This is a genomic window from Bradyrhizobium sp. P5_C12 (assembly GCF_054049735.1).
Genome location: NZ_JBFULU010000064.1, coordinates 13,872 through 35,901, shown reverse-complemented (window position 1 = coordinate 35,901; position 22,030 = coordinate 13,872). Strand labels below are relative to the sequence as shown.

Sequence of the window (22,030 nt, the reverse complement as noted above, 5' to 3'; positions counted from 1 at the left end):
AACAGAACCTGCTTCCACTTGCATCGACACCGCGGACGGATGGCCCGTTCCGAGAATGGCCTTGCCATCCCGTTCCGAGTATTTGCCGATCGGAGGAAAGATGGCACACGGGTATGAAGACGGCAGACTTGATCTGCCATTTGTCGGGCATTGCACCTTCGGCAAGCGGCCCGTCTGCCTTGAGTGGGACAGGCTCGACGCCGATGTCGCGGTGCTCGGGGTGCCCTTCGACATGGGCACGCAATACCGTTCGGGCGCGAGGTTCGGGCCGCGCGCCATCCGCGAAGCCTCGACCCTTTTCTCCTTCGGCCATGGTGGCGCCTATGATCATGAGGATGACGTCACCTATCTGCCGCTTGACAAGGTGCGCATCGTCGACGTCGGGGACGCCGACATTGTCCACACCGATACGGCCAGGAGCCATGCCAACGCCGAAGCGGCAGTCCGAAAGATCCTCGAACGAGGCGCGATGCCCGTGGTCCTTGGCGGCGACCACGCCGTCAACATTCCCTGCGTCAGGGCCTTCAGCGGGCATGGCCCGATCCATATCGTCCAGATCGATGCCCATCTCGATTTCGTGGACGTGAGGCATGGCGTGCGCGAGGGACATGGCAATCCAATGCGACGCGCGGCCGAGCAGGCCCATGTCACGGGCTTGACCCAGATCGGCATCCGCAACGTGTCGTCGACCGCCCGCGAAGGCTATGAGGATGCCCGTGCGCGCGGCTCCACCATCCTCTCGGTGCGCCAGGCACGCAAGCTCGGCGCCGACGGCGTCCTGGATCGGATTCCGCACGGCGCCCGCTATTATGTGACGATCGACATCGACGGCTTCGATCCCTCGATCGCACCGGGAACGGGAACGCCGAGCCATGGGGGCTTTCAATACTACGAGGTGATGGAGATTCTTCAGGGCCTCGCGAAGCGAGGCGAGGTCGTCGGGATCGACCTCGTCGAGGTCGCTCCAGCCTACGATCCCGCGGGCGTGACCGGCATTCTTGCGGCACAGGTGCTGATGAATTTCCTTGGCTATATCTTCGAAGCGCGTTCGCAGCGAAAGTGAACAGCCGTCCCGCCGCCACGTGCCCTAATCGACCGCCAGCCGCGAGCGGCGATGGCTGCTCTGAAGCTCCGGGTAGCCGGTGAGCATCAGCTTGTCGGAACGCACGCCCCAGCTTTCCAGGCGATCGAGGAAGCTCATGCCAAGCAGGTTGGTCTTCATCTGTCCGCGCTGCACGACGAGGGCCGGAACCGATTTCTCGACGAGGTGGCCGACGGCGAGACGGTCGAGGGTGAGCCGGGCCGCCTTGGTGTGACCGCCCGCGGTTTCGAGGTCGACGTCGTATTCGAGCATCTCGAGCGGCAGCCCGATCGCTTTCGCGGTTTCCCAGGTCAGCACCACGGAGGTCGCACCGGTATCGATCACCATTGGCGCGGCAACGCCGTTGATCTTGGCGCGCAACGCGAATTCGCCGCCCTGGCCGCGCTGGATCTGCACCGCGGGAGCGGGCGAGGCGGCCTGCCCGCGGAACATGTGCGAGACCTTGTGGCTGGCGCGCGCGATCTGATCGGGATCGCCATAGGCGACGACGGCACCGGCGGTGCCGGCGAGCATGATGAGGACGAGCAGGAAGCGGATCATCGCGCGCCTCCACAAGGGCGCACGCAGCTCAACTGCGCTTCGGCGATCCCGCGATCGGCTGCAAACCGGCTTCCGTCATGCGCGCCGGCAGCATCGCCATGACCGCCAGCCGTTCCGCGCTTTCCATCGCATGCCAGCGCGCGATCTCCGGCAATGTGCGGCCGCAGCCGAAGCACAGCTTGGTCTTGGGATCGATCATGCAGACGGCGACGCACGGCGTTTCTTTGCTCATTGTGACATAGTGGGGGATCGTCGGGCATTTCTGCAAGCATGTGTTTAAGAGCCCGTACCTGCGCTCATGATCGGCTTGTGGCGCGGCCGGCGCTTCTCGTCAGGCACGAGGGAGCCCTCCGGCTGGAGCGGCGGAGAATCATCTGACAGCGGCGCCAGCGCGCTCATCACCCGCTCCGGCGGGAAGGTGACGATCACCTCGGTGCCGATGCGCAGCTTCGATTTCAGCGTGAACGTGCCGCCATGCAGGTCGATCAGGTTCTTCGCGATGGGCAGGCCGAGGCCAGCGCCCTGTTCGGCCGATTTGATCGAGTTGGAGCCCTGGCCGAACGAGGCGAGCACGACCGGAATCTCGTCCTCCGGAATGCCGGAGCCGGTATCCTTCACCGAAAGATACTGTCCGCCCGATGCGGTCCAGCCGGCCTTGAGCCAGATCTCGCCGCCCTGCGGCGTGAACTTGATCGAGTTGGACAGCAGGTTGAGCACGACCTGGCGGATCGCGCGCTCGTCGGCCCAGAGCCGCGGCATGGCCTGCTCGAACACCTCGTGGATGGTGATGCCGCGGCTCGATGCGCGCAGCTTCATCAGGTGGTGGCAGTCGGCGACGATGCCGACCAGCGCCACCGCCTCCTCGTTGAGCTCGTAGCGGCCGGCCTCGATCCGCGACAGATCGAGGATCTCGTTGATGAGGTTGAGCAGGTGCACGCCGGAATTGTGGATGTCGGCGGAATATTCCTTGTAGACCGGCACCGCGTGCGCGCCAAAAATCTCGCTCTTCATCACCTCGGAGAAGCCGAGGATCGCGTTCAGCGGCGTGCGCAGCTCGTGGCTCATCTGCGCGAGGAAGCGCGACTTGGCGACGTTGGCGGACTCGGCGCGGTGACGCGCCTCGTCCGAGATCGCCTTGGCCTGCTCGAGCTCGCCGATCAGCGCGTCCTTCTCGGCACGCGCTTCCAGTGTCGCGAAGGTCGAGGCGTGCAGCTGGCGCGCCAGCAGCACGAAATAGCCTTCGGCTGCGAGCGCGAGCGCCGCCAGGATGTAATTGTCCAGCGAGCCGATCATTGCAAAGCTCAGCGCCATCGCGACGGCAACGGGCGCGGTGGCGGCGAGGGCTGCGATCGGTAAATTGGCCGCCAGCATGCTCGACACTGCGATCACCAGCAGCATCAGGAACATCATCAGCGTTTCCGTGACCATGTCGAGCACGGGATGGATCATGATCGCCATCCAGCACAGGCCATAGAGCAGGTCGAGCACGACGAAGCGCGTCCGCCATGCACGCGTCGCCGTGGGCGATGACGCCTCGGCCAGGAACCGCCGGCAGCTGCGGACCATCGCGCCGTGGATGCAGAGCATGCCGCAGGTCCAGGCCACGGCCGGGATCGGCTGCATCCACAGTCCGAACAGCACGCCGGTCGCCACCACCAGCAGCATCACGACATAGGAGGCGGACAGTCTTGTCTGGGCATATTGACGGAGCAACTCGGCGTCGAAGGCGGGCCGGGTTCCGCTGGTCGACGTTAACTTGTCGCGCGCCTCGCGCACCCGCTGCGCGGCGGCCCGGCGACTGCTCGCCGACGGCGCGCTCACCGGCGCGGCCGGAAGCTGCACAACCTCGGGCTTTTCAGCGGGGTTACTCATCGCACAACAACAATTCCTGCCCGCGCGAGACGGGCCTTCTGCATTGTCTATCTGTGGCAATAAATCCTTAAGAGGTGCCTTAAGGAGCTAAAGAATTACGTTAACCGGGCGTTAATTCGAATCCTGTCCACGCCGCTCAGTGCAGCAGCGCATGCTGCGCCACATAGACCACGGCCCCGGCCAGATATCCGGCGAGCGCGGGAACCGCGATGCGGCGGGCGTACCAGAGGAACTCGATCCGCTCGAGCCCCATGGCGGCGACGCCGGCGGCCGAGCCGATGATCAGGATCGATCCGCCGGTGCCGGCACAATAGGCGATGAACTCCCAGAGGAAGCTGTCGGGCGGATAGTGCGCGAGATCGTACATGCCCATGGTCGCGGCCACCAGCGGCACGTTGTCGATGACGGCGCTGAGCAGCCCGAGCACGACGACGATGACATCCTGGCGACCGATCACGGTGTCCAGCCATTTGGCGACCAGGGAGAGCAGGCCGGCATGATCGAGGCTGGCGACCGCGAGCAAGATGCCGACGAAGAACACGATCGAGCCCATGTCGATCCGCGTCAGCGCGTGCGCAAGCGTCAGCGGGCGGCGGACATGCTCGTCCTTGTGGCGATGAACGATCTCGCCGACCAGCCAGACCAGGCCGAGCCCGAACAGCACGCCCATGAAGGGCGGCAGATGCGTGACCGTCTTGAAGGCGGGCACCGCGATCAGCACGCCCAGGCCCAGATAGAACATCAGGTTGCGTTCGAACCGCTCGACGCTCAGCAATCCGTGGTCCTTCGGCGGCGGCGCGATGGTCTTGCCCTTCAGCGAAAGGCCGATGAACGCGAGCGGCACCAGCAAATTGACCAGCGAGGGCAGGAACACGTTGCTCATGATCTTCAGCGGCGTGATCTGCCCGCCGATCCACAGCATGGTCGTGGTGACGTCGCCGATCACGGTCCACGCGCCGCCGGCATTCGCGGCGATGACGATGAGAGAGGCGAACAGCAGCCGGTCCTCGCGCCGGGCGATCAGTCGCTGGATCAGCGAGATCATGACGATCGTGGTCGTCAGATTGTCGAGGATCGCGCTCAGGAAGAACGTCACGAACCCGACCAACCACATCAGCTTGACCTGGCTGGTCGTGCTGATGCGGGAGGTGATGACCTCGAAGCCGTCATGGGCGTCGATCACCTCGACGATGGTCATCGCGCCGATCAGGAAGAACACGATCTGCGCGGTCGAGGCGACGGATTCATCGAGCTGACGGCCGACCACATTGTGGTCGCCCGTCGCAGTCGCGTAGACCGTCCAGAGCAGCCCCGCAGCCAACAGCGCGGACGCGCTCTTGTTGACCCCGATCGGGTGCTCGAGCGCGATCGCCGCATAGGCGAGGACGAAGATTGCGGCGAGTGCGATCAGCAAGGCAGGGTCAGTTCGTCACTGTCAGCGGTTAAGGCGCGCGAGCAGGCTCGACGTATCCCAACGCTTGCCACCCATTTTCTCGACCTCGGCGTAGAACTGGTCGACCAGCGCAGTCACCGGCAGATTGGCGCCGTTGCGGCGGGCTTCGGCCAGCGAGATCGAGAGATCCTTGCGCATCCATTCGACCGCGAAGCCGAAATCGTACTTGTTCTCGTTCATGGTCTTGTAGCGGTTTTCCATCTGCCAGGACTGCGCGGCGCCCTTGGAGATGGTCTCGATCACGGCGGCAACGTCGAGCCCACTCTTCTTGGCGAAGTGAATACCCTCGGAGAGGCCCTGCACGAGGCCGGCGATGCAGATCTGGTTGACCATCTTGGTCAGCTGGCCGGAGCCGGCGGGCCCGAGCAGTTTGCACATCCGCGCATAGGCGCCCGTGATGATCGGCTCGGCGCCGGCATAGGCGTCCGCCGCACCGCCGCACATGACTGTCAGCACGCCGTTCTCGGCGCCGGCCTGGCCGCCGGAAACCGGCGCGTCGATGAACTTGAAGCCGGCCTTGGTGGCGGCCGCGTCGAGCTCGCGGGCGACTTCGGCGGATGCGGTGGTGTGGTCGACGAAGGTCGCGCCCTTCTTCATGCCGGCGAAGGCACCATCGGGGCCGATCGTGACCGCGCGCAGGTCATTGTCGTTGCCGACGCAGCACATCACGAAATCCTGGCCCTCGGCGGCGGCCTTCGGGGTCGCCGCGGTCTTGCCGCCGAACTTGTCCGCCCATTCCTTCGCCTTGGCCGCGGTGCGGTTGTAGACGGTGACCTCATGGCCCCCTTTTTTCACGAGGTGTCCGGCCATGGGGAAGCCCATCACGCCGAGACCGAGGAAAGCGACTTTAGCCATGTTTGTAACCTTGTCCGTAGTTTGGGTTTTACGGTTCTTGCCGGGCGGGGGGCGCCAAACGGCGTTTTTGCAGTTCCGCTGTGAGGGCGGATTAGGAGCGCACCATAAACCCTTGAGGCGAGAGGGCAACGGCTTCGTTTGGCAGCCGCCTGTGCTAGAATGGCGGGCCTCGGGACTTGCATAAAGAGGGAGCGAAGGCATGGGCGGCGTGAGCGTGGGCGTCCTCGATCATTTCAACATCCGGACCCGGAATCTGGCCGACACGGTCCGCTTCTACGAGGACGTGCTGGGCCTGGAAAATGGCGCCCGGCCGAATTTCGCCTTTCCCGGCGCCTGGATGTACAGCGAGGGAAGGCCGGTGGTGCACCTCGTCGATATTTCTCCGACGGCGGAGCCACAAAAGCCGGATTCCGGCGTTGTCCACCACGTCGCCTTCGTCAGCCGTGGTTTTGACGGCATGAAGCAGCGCCTGGCGTCGAAGGGGATGAAGTTCGAGTCCCGCCAGGTGCCTGGCGGCGACCTTTGGCAGATCTTCGTCCACGACCCCAACGGGGTGATGATCGAGCTCAATTACGAGGCGGCCAAGGAGCAGGGGGCGGCGCCGGCCGAGATGGCTGACGATATCGGCAGGCAGTAGCCTTTTGGACGTTTCCGCTCTAATGGGGCATCCTGAACTCTAGGAGATGCGCTTTGAGCGTGACGCAGCAGCAGGTTCTCGACAGCCTTGGCCGGATCAAGTCGCCGCGCGGGGTCGCGCTCACCAATGCCAATGTGCTGAGCGCGATCAGCGCGTCCGACGGCAAGGTGTTCTTCTCGATCAATGTCGATGCCGCCGAGGCGCGGGCCTGGGAGTCCGTCCGGGCCGACGCGGAGGCAGCCGTGCGCGCCATTCCCGGCGTCACCACGGTCATGGTGGCGCTCACCGCCGAGCGCAAGCCCGGCGCTGCGCCGCCACCGCCACCGCCACCGACGCCGAGCCGCGGCACGCCGGGCGTGCAGCCGGTCCATGCCCACAAGCCGCCGCAGGGCGGTACCTCGCCGATGGCGCGGCAGTCCGAGATCCCGGGCGTTGCCGCGGTGATCGCGGTGGCCTCCGGCAAGGGCGGCGTCGGCAAGTCGACCACCGCGCTCAATCTAGCGCTGGGCTTGCGCGACCTCGGCCTCAAGGTCGGGCTGCTCGATGCGGACATCTACGGCCCCTCGGTGCCGCGGCTGACCGGCCTGCGCGACAAGCCGGAGCTGAACGGCGAGCGCAAGATGATTCCGCTGCGGCGTTTCGGCCTCGCCATCATGTCGATCGGCTTCCTCGTCGAGGAAGAGACCGCGATGATCTGGCGCGGCCCGATGGTGATGTCGGCGGTGACGCAGATGCTGCGCGACGTCGAATGGGGCGAACTCGACGTGCTCGTCGTCGACATGCCGCCGGGCACGGGCGACGCCCAGCTCACGCTGGCGCAGAACGTGCCGCTGAAGGGCGCCGTCATCATCTCGACCCCGCAGGACCTGTCGCTGATCGACGCGCGGCGGGGGCTCGCCATGTTCCGGAAGGTCAACGTGCCCGTGCTCGGCATCGTCGAGAACATGAGCTATTTCCAGTGCCCGCATTGCGGCACGAAATCGGACATCTTCGGCCACGGTGGCGCGCGCCACGAGGCCGAGAAGCTCGGCGTGCCGTTCCTGGGCGAGATTCCGCTGCACATGGCGATTCGCGCCAGCTCGGACGCCGGTAGCCCGGTGGTCGACAGCGAGCCGGACGGCCCCCATGCGGCGATCTATCGCGCCATTGCGGGCCAGGTCCGGGACCAGCTCAAGGGCGTCATCGCCGCGGCCTGAGCCGGCCCCGCCGAGCCCGCGGGGCCATGCGACTTTCGTAGAGCCCCGTCATGCCAATGTCGCGTTCCGAAACCGGGGCTTCCGTGTTAAAGGCCCACGGCAGTCAAGCCCCTTCGGTTCGACGCGGCCCAAACGCGTCGCCGGAATGAGCGGCGGCAAAGAGGAAGTCTAGGGGAAACAAACGCCCCAGCAAGGAGAGACCTGAAGATGAAGCGTCGTGATTTCTTGAAAGTGTCGGCAGCAGGCGCGGCGGCGACCGCAGTGGCCTCGCCGGCGATCGCGCAATCCTCGCCCGAGGTGAAGTGGCGCCTGACTTCGAGCTTCCCGAAGTCGCTCGACACCATCTATGGCGGCGGCGAGCAGGTGGCGAAGTACGTCGCCGAGATGACCGACAACAAGTTCCAGATCCAGGTGTTCGCCGCCGGCGAAGTCGTCCCCGGCCTGCAGGCGCTCGATGCGACCTCGAACGGCACGGTCGAGATGTGCCACACCGTGTCCTACTACTATGTCGGCAAGGACCCGACCTTCGCGATCTTCGCGTCGGTGCCGTTCGGCCTCAACGCGCGCCAGCAGAACTCCTGGCTCTACCAGGGCGGCGGCAACGAGCTCGCCAACGAGTTCTTCAAGAAGTCGAACGTGATCGGCTTCCCCTGCGGCAACACCGGCACCCAGATGGGCGGCTGGTTCCGCAAGGAGATCAAGACCGTTGCCGATCTCTCCGGCCTCAAGATGCGCATCGGCGGCATCGCCGGCCAGGTGCTCCAGAAGGTCGGTGTGGTGCCGCAGCAGCTCGCCGGTGGCGACATCTACCCGGCGCTGGAAAAGGGCACCATCGACGCGGCCGAGTGGGTCGGTCCCTACGATGACGAGAAGCTCGGCTTCGCCAAGGTCGCCAAGTACTACTACTATCCGGGCTTCTGGGAAGGCGGCCCGACGGTGCACTCCTTCATCAATCTCGACAAGTGGAACGGGCTGCCGAAGAACTACCAGGCGATCCTCACCAACGCGATGGCCAACGCCAACAGCTGGATGGCCGCGCGCTACGACATGCAGAATCCGTCGGCGCTGAAGCGTCTGGTGGCCGGCGGCACCCAGCTTCGTCCCTTCACCAACGAAGTGCTCGAAGCCTGCCTCAAGGCGACCAACGAGCTGTGGGCGGAAACCTCGGCCAAGAACCCCGACTTCAAGAAGTCGATCGACGCCATGCAGGCCTACCGCTCCGACGAATATCTGTGGTGGCAGGTCGCCGAATACACCTACGACAGCTTCATGATCCGCTCGCGCACCCGCGGCTGATCGCCGACCAAGCTGTCAGACTGAATGGCCCGGCCTCGTTCGCGAGGCCGGGCTTTTTCTTTGCTCTTGGGCGGGTGCCAAACAAAAAATATGGAAAACAACCCCATGCAAAGTAGAAATGGGGTGCGGGGGATATCCGCCGGCGGACGCGGCCAACAGTCTGACGCGTCGGGGTAAATCGGCGGGATGGCGCAATCATTGCGCCGCCAGTGCCGACGCTGTGATTTGCCAGACGACGCCGGCGTTTGGCGCACCTCTGCCGCCTCATCGTCATTGCGAGCGCAGCGAAGCAATCCAGTGTCCCTCCGCGGAACGATTCTGGATTGCTTCGCTGCGCTCGCAATGACGAGCGGATAGAGACGGGCTCGGCCGAGCAACGAGGCCGTTTGACTCGTCGGGCAAAACAGTGGCACAAAGCCATAATCGCATAATCCGAAATCGGTCCGACGATCCCTGAAGGAACGATCGCGGATCGCGTTGGGGGCTTGCCGTGATGGCGCATGCAAGGCTGCTTGGACTCGTTGTCGCTGTAACGTGGCTCGGGTTGTCCGCGGCATCGGCGGCCGGCGGTATGTCGAAAGATATTTTGAAAGGTGCCTGGAAATTCGAGATCGATCGCCAGGATCGGCCGTATCTCGGCTATTACGACACCAGCGGCAAGACAGTATTTCGCATCGGCTGCGGCGCGCATTTCGAGATGGACGCGGTCTATCCGGGGGAAGCGCCGAAACAGGACCACACCAAGGCCTCGATCACGATCGCCAACGGCAAGATGCAGATGGATTTCGCCGGCTTCACCTACGCCGGTCCCGAGTCCTTCCCGCCGAACACCACAATGTTCAACCAGCCGGACCTCGGCCATCCCGAGCTTGCCGAAGACAAATGGCGCGCGCTGGAAAATCGCGTCTTCGATCTTCTGGACTCCGGGCAGCCGCTGACGATCTCGGCCGAGGGCAAAAGGTACGTGCTGCCGCCGGTCGAACTGCCGCGCTGGCGGCCGCGCTTCCAGAAAATCTGCTGACGCGCCCGCGACGTGCTTCAAGCTCCGAAACCGGAGCCTCGAATCACGCGCGACGAACTCAGCGATTGAGAATGGACTGCCCCGCCCCCGACAGTTCCTGATCCGCTCGCGCACCCGTGGCTGATGAAAGTTTAGGCTAAAGGGTCGCAAGACCGCAAAGCCCGGCTTCCCTTGGAGGCCGGGCTTTTTCTTTGCCTCAGTGCGATCGGGATGGCTTTCGGCGTGCCGTTGCGCCATGCTGGCCGCAAGCCTCGGCAAGAAGGCTTCACAATCAGATCCATCAGGGCAGGAAATCATGAAGAGAAGAGACTTCATCAAGGTCACAGGACTTGGTGCGGCCGGCGCCGCCACGCTCGCCGCTCCGGCGATCGCGCAGTCGATGCCGGAAATCAAATGGCRCATGCCGACGAGCTGGCCGAAATCGCTCGACACGCTCTTTGGCGGCGCCGAGATGATGTGCAAGATGGTTGCGGAAGCCACCGACAACAAATTCCAGATCCAGATCTTCGCGGCCGGCGAGATCGTGCCGGGCCTCCAGGTGCTGGACGCCGTGCAGAACGCCACCTGCGAGATCGGCCACACCGCCTCGTATTACTATTTCGGCAAGGACCCGACCTTCACCTTCGGCTCGGCGGTGCCGTTCGGGCCGAACATGCGCATCAACCAGGCCTGGTACATGCAGGGCGGGGGACGCGAAGTCCTCAACGAGTTCTACAAGAGCTACAACGTCGTCTCGCTGTTCGCCGGCAACACCGGCTGCCAGATGGGCGGCTGGTTCAGGAAAGAGGTCAACACGCCCGATGATCTCAAGGGCATGAAATTCCGCATCGGCGGCTTTGCCGGCCGCGTGCTCCAGAAGCTCGGCGTGGTGCCGCAGCAGCTCGCCGGCGGCGACATCTATCCGGCGCTGGAAAAGGGTACCATCGACGCCGCCGAATGGGTCGGCCCCTACGATGATGAGAAGCTCGGCTTCTACAAGATCGCGCCGCACTACTACTATCCCGGCTGGTGGGAGGGCGGCCCGATGCTGCTGGCCTTCGTCAACCTCGACAAGTGGAACGCGCTGCCGAAATATTACCAGAGCGTGCTCACACAGGCCGGCCATTACGCCAACAACTACATGATGGCGCGCTACGACCAGGCCAATCCGCTGGCGCTGAAGAAGCTGCTCGCCAACAATACCAAGCTGCACGCCTTCTCGCCGCCGATCATGGATGCCTGCTACAAGGCGGCCAAGGAGCTGCATGACGAGGTCTCGGCGACCAACCCCAACTTCAAGAAGGTGTACGAGTCCCTCACCAAATTCTCCAACGACAGCTATTCCTGGTTCCAGGTCGCCGAGGTCGGATACGACATCTTCATGGCGCGGCGGTCGCAGAGCTGATCGCGTCACCTATCGCGTGCAAGGCCCCGGAGCGAAGGCTCCGGGGTTTTGCGCTTCGCGACGCGCCAACAAGCAGACGACAACCTGCCTATTCGCGAATGCCAGGCGTGCCTCTTAAGCGCTGATAGGCTTGCGGCTCAACAGCCGACCGCGCGGCCGCATCAGGGGCCTCCAAATTGCCTTACGCGAACCTGACAGGTACGAAAAGGCTGGCGATGTTTGCCTTTTTGCTGGCTGAAACCGGACGGATGGTGGAAGAGAGCGAGGAAGCGGCGCGAGCCGTGTGGTGACACCGGAACATCCGGCGAGATTGCGATGCGCCTTCTGATCGTCGAGGACAATGCCGAGCTGTCGCGGCTCGTGGCCAGCGGGCTTTCGGCGGCCGGCTATGAGAGCGACATCGTCAGCACCGCAGCCGAGGCGCGCGAGGCGGTGCGCAACGTCAACTATGCCGCGATGATCCTCGATCTCGGCCTGCCCGACGGCGACGGCCTGTCGGTGCTGCGCGAGCTGCGCCGCCAGACCGATCCGCTGCCGGTGCTGGTGCTGACCGCGCGCGGCGGCTTGCAGGACCGCGTCAGCGGCCTGCGCAGCGGCGCGGACGACTACCTCGCAAAGCCGTTCGCCATGGAGGAGCTGGTGGCGCGGCTGGAGGCGATCCTGCGCCGCCCGGGCCAGTTGCTCGGGCGTTCGCTGCGCCTCGCCAACCTGGTCTACGACACCGAAAGCCGCCAGATCTTCATCGACGACCAGCCGCGGATCATCTCCGCGCGCGAGGCGTCGGTGCTGGAGATCCTGTTGCGCCGGCAGGGGCGGGTGGTGCCGAAGAAGAACGTCGAGGACCACATCTTCGGCCTCGAAGGCGAGGTCGCCTCCAACGCGGTTGAGGTCTATGTGTCGCGGCTGCGCAAGCAGCTTGCCGAGCACGGCGCCAAGGTCGTGATCCACACCATTCGCGGCGTCGGCTATCTCATGGCCGAGGAGAAATAGCGTGCCGCAGAGGTCGCCGACCTTCAAATCGCTGATCTCGCGCATCGTCTTCATGCACATCGTCGCGGTCGCAATGGTCGCGATCTTCCTGCCGCTGGTGCTGTTCTGGCTGCTCAATTCGGAGATCGACCAGCTGCACCGCGACGCCATGCGCGCGCAGGCCGAAGTGCTCGCCGAGCGCATCGTCGCGCAGCCGGACGGCCTCTTGACGTTCAACCTGCCTGACAGTCTCAAGGGCCTCTACTCGGAGGCCTATGGCCGTTATCTGTATGACATCCGCGATGCCGACGGCCGCTTGCTGTTTTCATCGCGCCGCAAGACCGGCGCAGCCGCTGCGGCGCCGACGCTGTCCGAGACGATTTCCGGCGCCGGCGTCACCCGCATCATCGACGGCAAATTGGTGCGCATCCGCGTTGCCGAGGATCTCTCCCATCGCGACGTCATCATCGACGACATCGTCTCGAACTTCTTCCGGCGGGTCGGATGGATCACCATCCCGATCCTGCTGATCCTGCTCGCGGCCGACATCATCATCTTCCGTCGCGCGGTCGCGCCGTTGTGGAAGGCCTCGGAGGAGGCGAGCAATATCGGTCCGTCGCGCACCGACATCCGCCTGCCCACCGAACAGATCCCGCGCGAGATCATGCCGCTCGTCACCGCCGTCAACCAGGCGCTGGACCGCCTCGAGGACGGCTTTCGGGTGCAGCGGCAGTTCACGGCCGATGCCGCCCATCAATTGCGCACGCCGCTCGCGATCCTGCGCACGCGGATCGAGACGCTTCATGACGGCGCCGCGCGCGAGGTGCTGCATGCCGACATCGAGGGCATGAGCCGGATCGTCGCCCAGCTCCTGGAGATCGCCGAGCTCGACACGCTGGTGCTCGATCCCGGCGAGACCGCCGACCTGCGCGCGGTCTGCGCCGAGGTGGTCGGCGCGATCGCCCCGTTCGCGCTCGCCCGCCACAAGGACATCGCGCTCAAGGGCACGGATGCGCCGGTGATGATCCACGGCAATTCCGAGATGCTGCAGCGCGCGATCTTCAACCTCGCCGAAAACGCCATCAAGTTCACCGCGACGGACACGTCGGTCGACGTCGAGGTGCGCGACGACGGTTCGGTGCATGTGCGCGATCGCGGCCCTGGCATTGCGGAGGCCGAGCGCGACCTGATCTTCCAGCGCTTCTGGCGCGCCGACCGCCAGCGTACCGACGGCGCGGGCCTCGGGCTGTCGATCGTGCGCGCCGTCGCGGATGATCATGCCGCGACCGTTGCGGTGGAAAATCTCCCGGACGGCGGCGCACAGTTCACGCTGCGGTTCAGGCTGGCGGAGAAAGCGGGCGACGCTGGGGTGAAACCAGTGCGGCACTGACACTGCACCCTCTCCCCTTGTGGGAGAGGGTGGCATAGGCGGCCTTCGGCCGCCGTCCTCATAACGCCGATGCTTTGCATCGGCTATGGCGCTAGCGGCGAGACGGGTGAGGGGTCTGTCTCTGCGAGTCTGTCTCTCGCAGATGCGTGCGCGGGGAGGACCCCTCATCCGGCGCCGTAGCCGAGCTTCGCTTCGGCGGCCACTTTAGGACGGCCGCCAAAGGCGGCCTACGCCACCTTCTCCCGCAAGCGGAGAAGGAAGAAAAGCGGCGGCTATTTCAGCTTGCCGGTGGACAGGTCCATGATCATGCGTGTCGCCAGATAAAGACGCGGCACGATGCTGTTGATCTGCACATATTCGGCATCGTTGGAGTGCGCACCGAAGCCCGACAGGCCCATGCCTTCCACGACGGCTCCATTGGTCTTGAGCGCGGCAAACGCGGCATCGGTGCCGCCGCCGGTCGCCTTCTCGTCGACCTTGAGGGACAGTCCGAGCTCCTGATAGAGCCTCTTGCCGTAGGCCGCGACGCGGCGCGAGGCGTCGTCGACCTCGAGCGGCGGGCGACGCACCTCGAATTTCAGGTCGACCTTGGAGTCGGGGAGCAGGCGGTTCTTGATCTTCTCCTGCAGCGCCTTCTGCAACTCGTCGAAATCCGCCACCTTGAGCGCACGCGCATCGGCCTGGGCCGTGGCTTCGGCAGGGATCACGTTGCGGTTGGTGCCGGACTTGGAGACCGTCCAGTTCAGCTTCAGGCCCTGTTCGGGCTTGGACAGGTCCTTCATCTGCAGCACCTGGTGCGAGAGCTCGTACAGCGCGTTGATGCCGCCCTCGGGCCGTGCGCCCGCATGCGAGGACTTGCCCTGCACCGTGAGATAGGCGGAGCCGATGCCGCTGGTGGCGAGGCGCAGCGTGCCGTCGGTGCCGCCGCCCTCGAACGAGAACACCACGTCCTGATCCGCGGCGAATTTGGTGATGGTGCTGCGCCAGCCGGGCGAGGAGATCTCCTCGTCGCCATTGGTGAGCACCGTGAGTGTGCCGTAATCCTTGAAGCTTAGTTTCTGCAGCAATGCCACGGTATGGAGAATGAGCGCGACGCCCTGCTTGTCGTCGGAAATGCCGAGGCCGTAGGCCTTGTCGCCGTCGATGCGGAACGGCTGGTCCTTCAACATGCCTTTCAGGTACACCGTGTCCATGTGGGCGATCAGCATGATCTTCTTACTGCCGGTGCCCTTGAACACGGCGTGCACGGCCGGGCCGATCTTCTCGGGCGTGTCGTCGAGGCGATAGACGTCGGTGGGTTGCAGGATCTCCACCGTGCCGCCGAGCTGCTTGAGCTGGCCGGCAACGCGCTCGGCGATCTGGTTCAGGCCGTCGATGTCCTTGCTGCCGGATTCGATGCTGACGAGATCGCGCAGCGTGTCGAGCAGCGGCTGCTGCTCCTTTTGCGCCAGCGCATGGATCTCGGCGATCGGTTCCGCGTGCGCCATTGTTGCGGCACATGCCAGCCAGAGCGAAGCGAACAGCGACGGAGCAAAGTACGATCGGGACATGCGCGGCGGTCCATCAATTGGAGGATGGCCCGGTATGCCCGTGTTTGCCGCGCTTGTCACGCGCGCCGCCAAACCCTCTCCCCTTGTGGGAGAGGGTGGCATAGGCGGCCTTCGGCCGCCGTCCTTATAACGCCGATGCTTTGCATCGGCTATGGGCGATAGCGGCGAGACGGGTGAGGGATTGCCTCGGCGAGTCCTATTCTCAGTTGAGTGCGCGGAAGCAACCCCTCATCCGGCGCGCTACGCGCGCCACCTTCTCCCGCAAGGGGAGAAGGAAGAAAGCGCGGCCGCTACTTCTGCGGTGGTCCCAGGTCCAGCGGCGGCAGGTCGATCTGCGGCACCTCGATCTTGACCTTGTCGAGGTCGACATTGAGCGGCTTGTCGAGCAGGCCCGTCACCGTGACCGGGAAGACGATCACGAGCAGGACCATGATCATCTGCAGGCCGATCCAGGGGATCGCGCCCCAATAGATATCGGAGCTCTTCACTTCCTTCGGCGCCACGCCGCGCAGATAGAACAGCGCGAAGCCGAACGGCGGATGCAGGAACGAGGTCTGCATGTTGACGCAGAGCATCACGCCGAACCAGATCAGCGCCGCATCCGGCCCCACCACCGGCGCGAGGACCTTCTGCGCGATCGGCGCGATCATCGGCAGGATGATGAAGGCGATCTCGAAGAAGTCGAGGAAGAACGCCAGGAAGAAGATGAAGAGGTTGATGAAGATCAGGAAGCCCCAGACGCCGCCCGGCAGCGAGGTCAGCAGGTGCTCGAGCCAGACGCCGCCGGAGACGCCCAGGAACACCACCGAGAAGCAGGTCGAGCCGATCAGGATGAAGGTGACCATGCAGGTGATGCGCATGGTGGTCTCGTAGCCCTGCTTGATCAGGTCGCGCAGGTCGGGGATGCGCGCGGCCTCGATGCAGATCCAGGTCACGGCGAGATAGGTGACCGCGAACGCGAGCCTGAAGATCAGGTTCTCGGTGAACAGCATCGCGACGATGGTGCCAACGCCGGCGGCGACGATGCCGAGGATCAGGATCTTGCGGCCTGCCGAGGAAAAGTCCTTGTGATGGATCGCGGCGAGCACGATGGCGCCGATCGCACCCATCGCGCCGGCTTCCGTCGGGGTCGCAAGGCCCATCATCATGGTGCCGAGCACGACGAAGATCAGCACCGCCGATGGGATGATGCCCATCAGGCACTTCTTCCACAGCGCCCAGCCGGTCAGCGTGCGCGCTTCCTTCGGCACCGGCGGCACGTGGTCCGGCTTGATCAGGCCGAGCACGAAGGTGTAGCCGGCGAACAGCATGATCTGGAACACCGAGGGGCCCCWGGCGCCGAGATACATGTCGCCGACCGACTTGCCGAGCTGGTCGGCGAGCACGATCAGCACCAGCGAGGGCGGCACCAGCTGCGTGATCGTGCCGGAGGCGGCGAGCACGCCGGTGATATAGCGCATGTTGTAGCCGTAGCGGATCATCACCGGCATCGAGATCATCGCCATGGCGATGACCTGGGCCGCCACCGTGCCGGTGATGGCGCCGAGGATGAAGCCGACGATGATGACGGAGTAGCCGAGGCCGCCGCGGATCGGGCCGAACAGCTGGCCCATCGAATCCAGCATGTCCTCGGCGAGGCCGCATCGTTCCAGGATCGCGCCCATGAAGGTGAAGAAGGGAATCGCGAGCAGGAGCTCGTTGGAGAGCACGCTGCCGAACACGCGGCCGGGAATCGCCTGGAGGAAGTTGAGGTCGAAGAATCCGAGATGGATGGCGAGGAAGCCGAACGAGAGCCCGACCGCCGCCAGCGTGAACGCCACGGGGAAGCCGATCAGCATCGCCAGAACCAGGCCGCCGAACATCATCGGCGGCATCATCTCCAGCGTAATCATTGGGTCGGCCTCTCGTACTTGGCGTCGATCGTGACATAGCCCTGGAGAGCCGCGATACGCTTGATGACTTCGGAAACACCCTGGAGCGCCAGCAGGACGAAGCCGGCAGGGATCACGAACTTGATCGGCCAGCGGATCAGGCCGCCGGCATTGCCCGACACCTCGCCGACATTGTAGGCCTGCATGAAGAACGGCCACGACAGATAGGCGAGCAGCAGACAGGAGGGGATCAGGAAGAACAGCGTGCCGATCATGTCGAGCCAGAGCTGGCCGCGCTCCGAAAGCGTCAAATAGAAGATCTCGACCCGCACATGCTCATTGCGCTTGAAGGTGTAGGACGCGCCGAACATCACGAGGATGGCGAACATGTACCATTGCAGCTCCAGCCAGCCGTTCGACGAATTGCTGAAGGCGTAGCGGATCATGGCGTTGGCCGCGCTGACCAGACAGGCCAGCAACACAAGCAGGTTGCAGACGTACCCGATCTTTTCATTGAGGAGGTCGATGGCGTTGCTCAGCGCCAGCAAGGGACGCATCTTACTTTCTCTCCGTCGCGGCCATGAGCATGATCCGGAAAAGTGTGACGCGGTTTTCCGAAAAAGATCATGCTCGAACAACAACCTGAAGCGCGATGAGATGATGATACATCCTCATCTCATCGCGCTTCAGACATCACGGAAGGCATCGGCACGCATCGCTCGGCTCGCGTGCAAAAGGCACGCGACCACATGGCTCGTTTTCCGGAGCGATTGCGGCGTCAGTCCTCCCCTCGTGCCTTGCCGTCTTGACCGCGACCGCCGAAGGGGCGGGCCGGCTTATTGTTGCCGGGCAAGCAAAGGCGGCTGCACCAAACCAGCGGGCTTGATCGCCGTCAATCGGAAAATGGGCAAATTGACGCGCTGCCAGCAGCTTAGGTTAGCGGCGCTGGCGAATCGTCAGCCGCCGGTCACGCTCATATGGCGGCTGACGCTGGGGCGGTCGTGGCGGCGGTCGATGATGAAATCGTGGCCCTTGGGCTTCAGCCCGATGGCGCGGTCGATCGCATCCGCAAGCAGCGCATCCTCGCTCGACGCACGCAGAGGTTTGCGCAAATCGGAGGCATCCTCGTGGCCGAGGCAGGTGTGCAGCGTTCCCGTGCAGGTGACGCGCACCCGGTTACAGGATTCGCAGAAATTATGGGTCATCGGCGTGATCAGGCCGAGCTTGCCGCCGGTCTCGGCGACGCTGACATAGCGCGCCGGCCCGCCGGTGGTCTCGCTTAGGTCCGTCAGCGTGAATTGCTGGGCGAGCCGAGCCCGCACCAGCGACAGCGGCAGGTACTGGTCGATGCGGCCTGCGCCGATCTCGCCCATCGGCATCACCTCGATCAGCGTCAGCCCCATGCCCTTGCCATGGGCCCAGCGCATCAGGTCGGGAAGCTCGTCCTCGTTGAGGTTCTTCAGCGCCACCGCGTTGATCTTCACGGCAAGGCCTGCGGCGCGCGCTGCCTCGATGCCCTCCAGCACCTTGTCGATCTCGCCCCAGCGGGTGATCTCGCGAAACTTCCTGGGATCGAGCGTGTCGAGCGAGACGTTGATGCGGCGGACGCCGCAATCGGCGAGCTCCTGGGCGTATTTCGCAAGCTGGGTGCCGTTGGTGGTCAGCGTCAGCTCGCGCAAGGCGCCGCTGGTCAGATGGCGCGACAGCGAGCGCACCAGCGACATCACGTTGCGGCGGACCAGCGGCTCGCCGCCGGTGAGCCGCAGCTTCTGCACGCCCTTGGCGATGAAGGCGGAGCAAAGCCGGTCGAGCTCTTCCAGCGTCAGCAGGTCCGCCTTGGGCAGGAACGTCATGTCTTCCGACATGCAGTAGAAGCAGCGCAGGTCGCAGCGGTCGGTGACGGAGACGCGCAAATAGCTGATGGTCCGCCCGAACGGATCGGTCATCGGGCTCGACAGCGCGGCGAGAGGGCTCGCTGTTGCGAGAGGGCTCGCGGAAGATCCGTTCATACCAAATGCCTTGTCACTGACGGCGACGGCGCACCTTTGCTTCAGCGGTGCTCTGGAAGCAATCTAAGCATCGGACAGGCTGAGGACAATCGGGTGGTATACGTAAGTCAGCGCTTGGATCAGCGTTTGCCTGCGTTCGGATCGGGGAACGGCGAACCGGCGGCAGGGGTGGCCTCAGCCGGGGCAGCGGCGGTCGCCGCCGGTTTGGGCTTCTTCGGCCGGTGCGGCTTGCGGACCGGCTTTGGCGGGGTGGCCGGCTGAAGCTCCGCGAACACCGGATTCGGATCGGTGGTGACCGAGGCGGGCGTGGTGAAATCGCCGGGGTTCTTGATCACGTTCACCGGCACGCTCGCCGGCTGGAACTTGGGCAGCGCGAAAGCGACCGTGAAGGGGGTGTCGGGGGCGGGAACCGAGACGGAGCAGGGCGTCTTGCAGCCCGGCCCGAGCGAGGTCGTGGCGTCAGCCCCCGGAGGATTGGATTCAAGCCGGACCTGGACGGTCGGCGGCGCCGATTTGAACATGTCCCAAGACATTGAGGAGCAGCCACCCAGGCTCGCTCCCGCTAGCGCAATCGCGATGACACGACGCATGACCACCCACTTGTACTGCGACGAACCGCCACATCCCCGGGCCGGACCATAGGAGTGTCGTTTGGGGCAGGCAACCGGCGCGCCGCGCATGGTCAATGGATGGTTAACGCAGAGTTCCAGAGAATAATTTAGCTATATCAGTATCTTGCGGTCTTTAGGCCATCATCAGGCTGTGGGCTGCGGCCGGCAGGTCGCGCATGTGATGGATCAGCCGGTCCGGCTTCAGCTCGGCGATCGGCACGTCCGTATAGCCGAAGCTGACCCCGATCACGGGCACCCCGGCCCGCCGGGCGACCCCGACGTCGGTTCCGGCGTCGCCGACCATGATGCTGGTCTTGATGTCCCCGCCGGCCCGCGCCACGGTCTGCCGCAGGATGACCGGATCAGGCTTCTGGACGCCAAAGGTGTCGGCGCCGCAGATCGCCGCGAAGCGGCGGCTCATGTCGAGCTGGTCCAGGAGCCGCTTCGACAGCCATTCCAGCTTGTTGGTGCAGACCGCGAGGAGATGGCCTTGCGCCGCAAAATGGTCGAGCGCCGCCTCCAGCCCCTCGAAGGGCCGGGATTCGACGGCGATATGGTCGGCATAATAGGCGATGAAATCCGCCGTCATCCGGTCCATGTCGGCAGGCGTGACGGTGCGGCCCTCGGCCTCCAGCCCCCGTTCGATCAGCTTGCGGGCGCCGGCGCCGATCATGTTGCGGGCCGATTGCATCGGCACGGGCGGCAGCCCTTCGCGGTCCAGCACGTAATTCAGCGCGGTGATCAGGTCGGGCGCCGTATCCACGAGCGTGCCGTCGAGATCGAAGACGATGGTGTGAGGGGAGGACTTGGAAGAGGTCATGTTGGAAGCGCTATCGGTCCGGCCGCGCCGGCGCAAGGGGCGGGCCCATAAGATCAGCTTATAGGCCTGTTCCCGCGCGGAAAACGAGGCTACATAGGCCGCCGCAAGCGACCTATACCGGCGGTACACTCTTAGATCAGAGGCGGGCGCATCGTGAACATGGACCAGTTGAAGCGGCAGGCTGCGGCGCGCGCGCTCGAGGAGGTGCGGGACGGCATGCAGCTCGGGCTCGGCACCGGTTCGACCGCAAAGCATTTCGTCGAGCTGCTCGGCGAGCGCGTGCGCGCCGGGCTCAGGGTGATCGGCGTACCGACCTCGGAGGCGACGCGTCTTGATGCGATGCGCTGCGGCGTGCCGCTGACCACGCTCGACGAGATCGACCGTCTCGACGTCACCGTCGACGGCGCCGACGAGATCGATCCCGACTTCAACCTGATCAAGGGCGGTGGTGGCGCGCTGCTGCGCGAGAAGATCGTGGCGGCCGCCTCGGATCGCATGATCGTGATTGCCGACGACAGCAAATGGGTGCCGACGCTTGGCCGCTTTCCGCTGCCGGTCGAGGTCATCCCGTTCGGGTTCGGCGCAACGCGCCGCGCGATCGAGAAGGCATTTGCGGCATGCGGCGTTTCCGGGCAAATGGCGGTCCGCAAGGGCAAGGACGGCCACGTTTTCGTCACCGATGGCGGCCACTGGATCGTCGATGCCCAGCTCGGACGTATCGTGGATCCGCCAACCCTCGCCAAGGCGTTGAGCGCAATCCCCGGCGTCGTCGAGCACGGGTTGTTTATCGGCTTGGCCAGCTCGGCCGTTTTGGCGGGCGGCGAAGGAATTCGCGTGATTGAACGGCGTAAGCCGAAAGGAGACCAGGAATGAAGAGCGTTTTGAAATTCTTGCCGGCCGCGGCCCTCGCTGCGGGTGTGGCGCTTTCGGCCGCTCCGGCCATCGCGCAGCAGCCCGCGCCGGCCCAGCCCAAGGCTGCTGCAGCGCCGGCCCAGCCGAGGGCCACGCCGGCGGCGGTTGCGGCGGCCAGGGAAATTCTGCAGATCAAGAACGCGACGGCGATGTATCAAGGCGCCGTGCCCGGCCTCGTCGAGAAGACCAAGATCGCGCTGATCCAGCAGAACCTGAACTATCAGAAGGAACTCAACGAGGTGGCAGGGGTCGTCGCCCAGCAGCTCAACGGCCGCCAGAACGAGATCGGCGATGGCATGGCGCAGATCTATGCCAGCGAGTTCACCGAGCAGGAGCTGAAGGATCTCGTCACCTTCTACAAGTCGCCGCTGGGCAAGAAGCTGATCGACGCCGAGCCGCGCGCCATCGGCCTGAGCATGGCCTTCATGAACTCCTGGGCCCAGAACTTCTCCGAAACCGTGATGGGTGCCTTCCGCGCCGAGATGCGCAAGCGTGGCAAGGAAATCTGACAGCACCTATCTAGTCAGAGATCCCTGAACGAG

21 protein-coding genes are annotated in these 22,030 nt (G+C 64.6%); 10 read left to right on the top strand and 11 right to left on the bottom strand.

The genetic code is table 11. The features are described 5' to 3' along the window. Positions 1 to 100 precede the first annotated feature (100 nt). Entirely contained in the window at positions 101 to 1,063 is a 963-nt protein-coding gene (gene speB / locus ACXJMY_RS34260) for an agmatinase (protein WP_456623779.1), read from the top strand. A 24-nt stretch (positions 1,064 to 1,087) separates the two neighbouring features. On the opposite strand, the gene ACXJMY_RS34255 is transcribed toward speB, so the two are convergent. The 5 genes from ACXJMY_RS34255 to ACXJMY_RS34235 form a co-directional block, all read right to left on the bottom strand. After that, on the bottom strand, positions 1,088 to 1,642 hold the full coding sequence (locus ACXJMY_RS34255) for a TIGR02281 family clan AA aspartic protease (protein ID WP_456623771.1): 555 nt from the start codon (positions 1,640 to 1,642) through the stop codon (positions 1,088 to 1,090). Positions 1,643 to 1,670: 28 nt separating this feature from the next. Continuing rightward, complete coding sequence (locus tag ACXJMY_RS34250) at positions 1,671 to 1,874, bottom strand: DUF1289 domain-containing protein (protein ID WP_456623770.1); 204 nt, start codon at positions 1,872 to 1,874, stop codon at positions 1,671 to 1,673. Between the two features lie 44 nt (positions 1,875 to 1,918). Next, positions 1,919 to 3,514: a sensor histidine kinase gene (locus tag ACXJMY_RS34245; protein ID WP_456623769.1), complete on the bottom strand. Its 1,596-nt coding sequence runs from the start codon at positions 3,512 to 3,514 to the stop codon at positions 1,919 to 1,921. Positions 3,515 to 3,650: 136 nt separating this feature from the next. Continuing rightward, positions 3,651 to 4,928, bottom strand: a complete 1,278-nt coding sequence (gene nhaD, locus ACXJMY_RS34240; protein WP_456623768.1) for a sodium:proton antiporter NhaD — start codon at positions 4,926 to 4,928, stop codon at positions 3,651 to 3,653. A gap of 21 nt (positions 4,929 to 4,949) precedes the next feature. Then, positions 4,950 to 5,822, bottom strand: a complete 873-nt coding sequence (locus ACXJMY_RS34235) for an NAD(P)-dependent oxidoreductase (protein ID WP_456623767.1) — start codon at positions 5,820 to 5,822, stop codon at positions 4,950 to 4,952. Between the two features lie 199 nt (positions 5,823 to 6,021). Between ACXJMY_RS34235 and ACXJMY_RS34230 the strand changes: the two genes are divergently transcribed. The 7 genes from ACXJMY_RS34230 (at position 6,022) to ACXJMY_RS34200 (ending at position 13,715) form a co-directional block, all read left to right on the top strand. Beyond that, a complete protein-coding gene (locus tag ACXJMY_RS34230) occupies positions 6,022 to 6,459 on the top strand; it encodes a VOC family protein (RefSeq protein WP_456623766.1) in 438 nt (145 codons plus the stop codon). 53 nt (positions 6,460 to 6,512) lie between these two features. Next, positions 6,513 to 7,655, top strand: coding sequence for an Mrp/NBP35 family ATP-binding protein (locus ACXJMY_RS34225; protein ID WP_456623765.1), 1,143 nt, complete (start codon positions 6,513 to 6,515; stop codon positions 7,653 to 7,655). 207 nt (positions 7,656 to 7,862) lie between these two features. Beyond that, on the top strand, positions 7,863 to 8,951 hold the full coding sequence (locus tag ACXJMY_RS34220) for a TRAP transporter substrate-binding protein (RefSeq protein WP_456623764.1): 1,089 nt from the start codon (positions 7,863 to 7,865) through the stop codon (positions 8,949 to 8,951). Between the two features lie 571 nt (positions 8,952 to 9,522). Then, complete coding sequence (locus ACXJMY_RS34215; protein WP_456623763.1) at positions 9,523 to 9,972, top strand: hypothetical protein; 450 nt, start codon at positions 9,523 to 9,525, stop codon at positions 9,970 to 9,972. A gap of 295 nt (positions 9,973 to 10,267) precedes the next feature. Further along, positions 10,268 to 11,356: a TRAP transporter substrate-binding protein gene (locus ACXJMY_RS34210; RefSeq protein WP_456623762.1), complete on the top strand. Its 1,089-nt coding sequence runs from the start codon at positions 10,268 to 10,270 to the stop codon at positions 11,354 to 11,356. Between the two features lie 315 nt (positions 11,357 to 11,671). After that, entirely contained in the window at positions 11,672 to 12,346 is a 675-nt protein-coding gene (locus ACXJMY_RS34205; RefSeq protein WP_456623761.1) for a response regulator transcription factor, read from the top strand. A 52-nt stretch (positions 12,347 to 12,398) separates the two neighbouring features. After that, complete coding sequence (locus tag ACXJMY_RS34200) at positions 12,399 to 13,715, top strand: sensor histidine kinase (protein WP_456623778.1); 1,317 nt, start codon at positions 12,399 to 12,401, stop codon at positions 13,713 to 13,715. 272 nt (positions 13,716 to 13,987) lie between these two features. On the opposite strand, the gene ACXJMY_RS34195 is transcribed toward ACXJMY_RS34200, so the two are convergent. The 6 genes from ACXJMY_RS34195 to ACXJMY_RS34170 all read right to left on the bottom strand — a co-directional run bounded on the left by ACXJMY_RS34195 (position 13,988) and on the right by ACXJMY_RS34170 (position 20,576). After that, positions 13,988 to 15,265: a M20/M25/M40 family metallo-hydrolase gene (locus tag ACXJMY_RS34195; protein ID WP_456623760.1), complete on the bottom strand. Its 1,278-nt coding sequence runs from the start codon at positions 15,263 to 15,265 to the stop codon at positions 13,988 to 13,990. Between the two features lie 290 nt (positions 15,266 to 15,555). Continuing rightward, positions 15,556 to 17,157, bottom strand: coding sequence for a TRAP transporter large permease (locus ACXJMY_RS34190; RefSeq protein ID WP_456623759.1), 1,602 nt, complete (start codon positions 17,155 to 17,157; stop codon positions 15,556 to 15,558). Then, on the bottom strand, positions 17,154 to 17,693 hold the full coding sequence (locus ACXJMY_RS34185) for a TRAP transporter small permease subunit (protein WP_456623758.1): 540 nt from the start codon (positions 17,691 to 17,693) through the stop codon (positions 17,154 to 17,156). The genes ACXJMY_RS34190 and ACXJMY_RS34185 overlap by 4 nt, the downstream gene beginning before the upstream one ends. 399 nt (positions 17,694 to 18,092) lie before the next feature. Further along, positions 18,093 to 19,145, bottom strand: a complete 1,053-nt coding sequence (gene moaA / locus ACXJMY_RS34180; protein ID WP_456623757.1) for a GTP 3',8-cyclase MoaA — start codon at positions 19,143 to 19,145, stop codon at positions 18,093 to 18,095. A 119-nt stretch (positions 19,146 to 19,264) separates the two neighbouring features. Next, entirely contained in the window at positions 19,265 to 19,735 is a 471-nt protein-coding gene (locus tag ACXJMY_RS34175) for a hypothetical protein (RefSeq protein ID WP_456623756.1), read from the bottom strand. A 154-nt stretch (positions 19,736 to 19,889) separates the two neighbouring features. Next, entirely contained in the window at positions 19,890 to 20,576 is a 687-nt protein-coding gene (locus ACXJMY_RS34170; RefSeq protein ID WP_456623755.1) for an HAD family hydrolase, read from the bottom strand. 153 nt (positions 20,577 to 20,729) lie between these two features. On the opposite strand from ACXJMY_RS34170, the gene rpiA reads away from it, so the two are divergent. Continuing rightward, positions 20,730 to 21,449 carry a ribose-5-phosphate isomerase RpiA gene (gene rpiA / locus ACXJMY_RS34165; RefSeq protein WP_456623754.1) on the top strand — a complete coding sequence of 240 codons (720 nt, stop codon included), beginning with the start codon at positions 20,730 to 20,732 and terminating at the stop codon, positions 21,447 to 21,449. Then, positions 21,446 to 21,997 carry a DUF2059 domain-containing protein gene (locus ACXJMY_RS34160; protein ID WP_456623753.1) on the top strand — a complete coding sequence of 184 codons (552 nt, stop codon included), beginning with the start codon at positions 21,446 to 21,448 and terminating at the stop codon, positions 21,995 to 21,997. The genes rpiA and ACXJMY_RS34160 overlap by 4 nt, the downstream gene beginning before the upstream one ends. The last annotated feature ends 33 nt before the right edge of the window (positions 21,998 to 22,030 follow it).

What these genes read in the sequence shown, in the direction of transcription:
- ACXJMY_RS34170 (WP_456623755.1), bottom strand. Translation starts at nt 20,576, where the DNA reads ATGACCTCTTCCAAGTCCTCCCCTCACACCATCGTCTTCGATCTCGAC.
- ACXJMY_RS34245 (WP_456623769.1), bottom strand. Translation starts at nt 3,514, where the DNA reads ATGAGTAACCCCGCTGAAAAGCCCGAGGTTGTGCAGCTTCCGGCCGCG.
- ACXJMY_RS34230 (WP_456623766.1), top strand. Translation starts at nt 6,022, where the DNA reads ATGGGCGGCGTGAGCGTGGGCGTCCTCGATCATTTCAACATCCGGACC.
- ACXJMY_RS34185 (WP_456623758.1), bottom strand. Translation starts at nt 17,693, where the DNA reads ATGCGTCCCTTGCTGGCGCTGAGCAACGCCATCGACCTCCTCAATGAA.
- speB (WP_456623779.1), top strand. Translation starts at nt 101, where the DNA reads ATGGCACACGGGTATGAAGACGGCAGACTTGATCTGCCATTTGTCGGG.
- moaA (WP_456623757.1), bottom strand. Translation starts at nt 19,145, where the DNA reads ATGAACGGATCTTCCGCGAGCCCTCTCGCAACAGCGAGCCCTCTCGCC.
- ACXJMY_RS34255 (WP_456623771.1), bottom strand. Translation starts at nt 1,642, where the DNA reads ATGATCCGCTTCCTGCTCGTCCTCATCATGCTCGCCGGCACCGCCGGT.
- ACXJMY_RS34250 (WP_456623770.1), bottom strand. Translation starts at nt 1,874, where the DNA reads ATGAGCAAAGAAACGCCGTGCGTCGCCGTCTGCATGATCGATCCCAAG.
- ACXJMY_RS34220 (WP_456623764.1), top strand. Translation starts at nt 7,863, where the DNA reads ATGAAGCGTCGTGATTTCTTGAAAGTGTCGGCAGCAGGCGCGGCGGCG.
- ACXJMY_RS34215 (WP_456623763.1), top strand. Translation starts at nt 9,523, where the DNA reads ATGTCGAAAGATATTTTGAAAGGTGCCTGGAAATTCGAGATCGATCGC.
- ACXJMY_RS34195 (WP_456623760.1), bottom strand. Translation starts at nt 15,265, where the DNA reads ATGTCCCGATCGTACTTTGCTCCGTCGCTGTTCGCTTCGCTCTGGCTG.
- ACXJMY_RS34160 (WP_456623753.1), top strand. Translation starts at nt 21,446, where the DNA reads ATGAAGAGCGTTTTGAAATTCTTGCCGGCCGCGGCCCTCGCTGCGGGT.
- ACXJMY_RS34175 (WP_456623756.1), bottom strand. Translation starts at nt 19,735, where the DNA reads ATGCGTCGTGTCATCGCGATTGCGCTAGCGGGAGCGAGCCTGGGTGGC.
- ACXJMY_RS34200 (WP_456623778.1), top strand. Translation starts at nt 12,399, where the DNA reads ATGCACATCGTCGCGGTCGCAATGGTCGCGATCTTCCTGCCGCTGGTG.
- ACXJMY_RS34205 (WP_456623761.1), top strand. Translation starts at nt 11,672, where the DNA reads ATGCGCCTTCTGATCGTCGAGGACAATGCCGAGCTGTCGCGGCTCGTG.
- ACXJMY_RS34235 (WP_456623767.1), bottom strand. Translation starts at nt 5,822, where the DNA reads ATGGCTAAAGTCGCTTTCCTCGGTCTCGGCGTGATGGGCTTCCCCATG.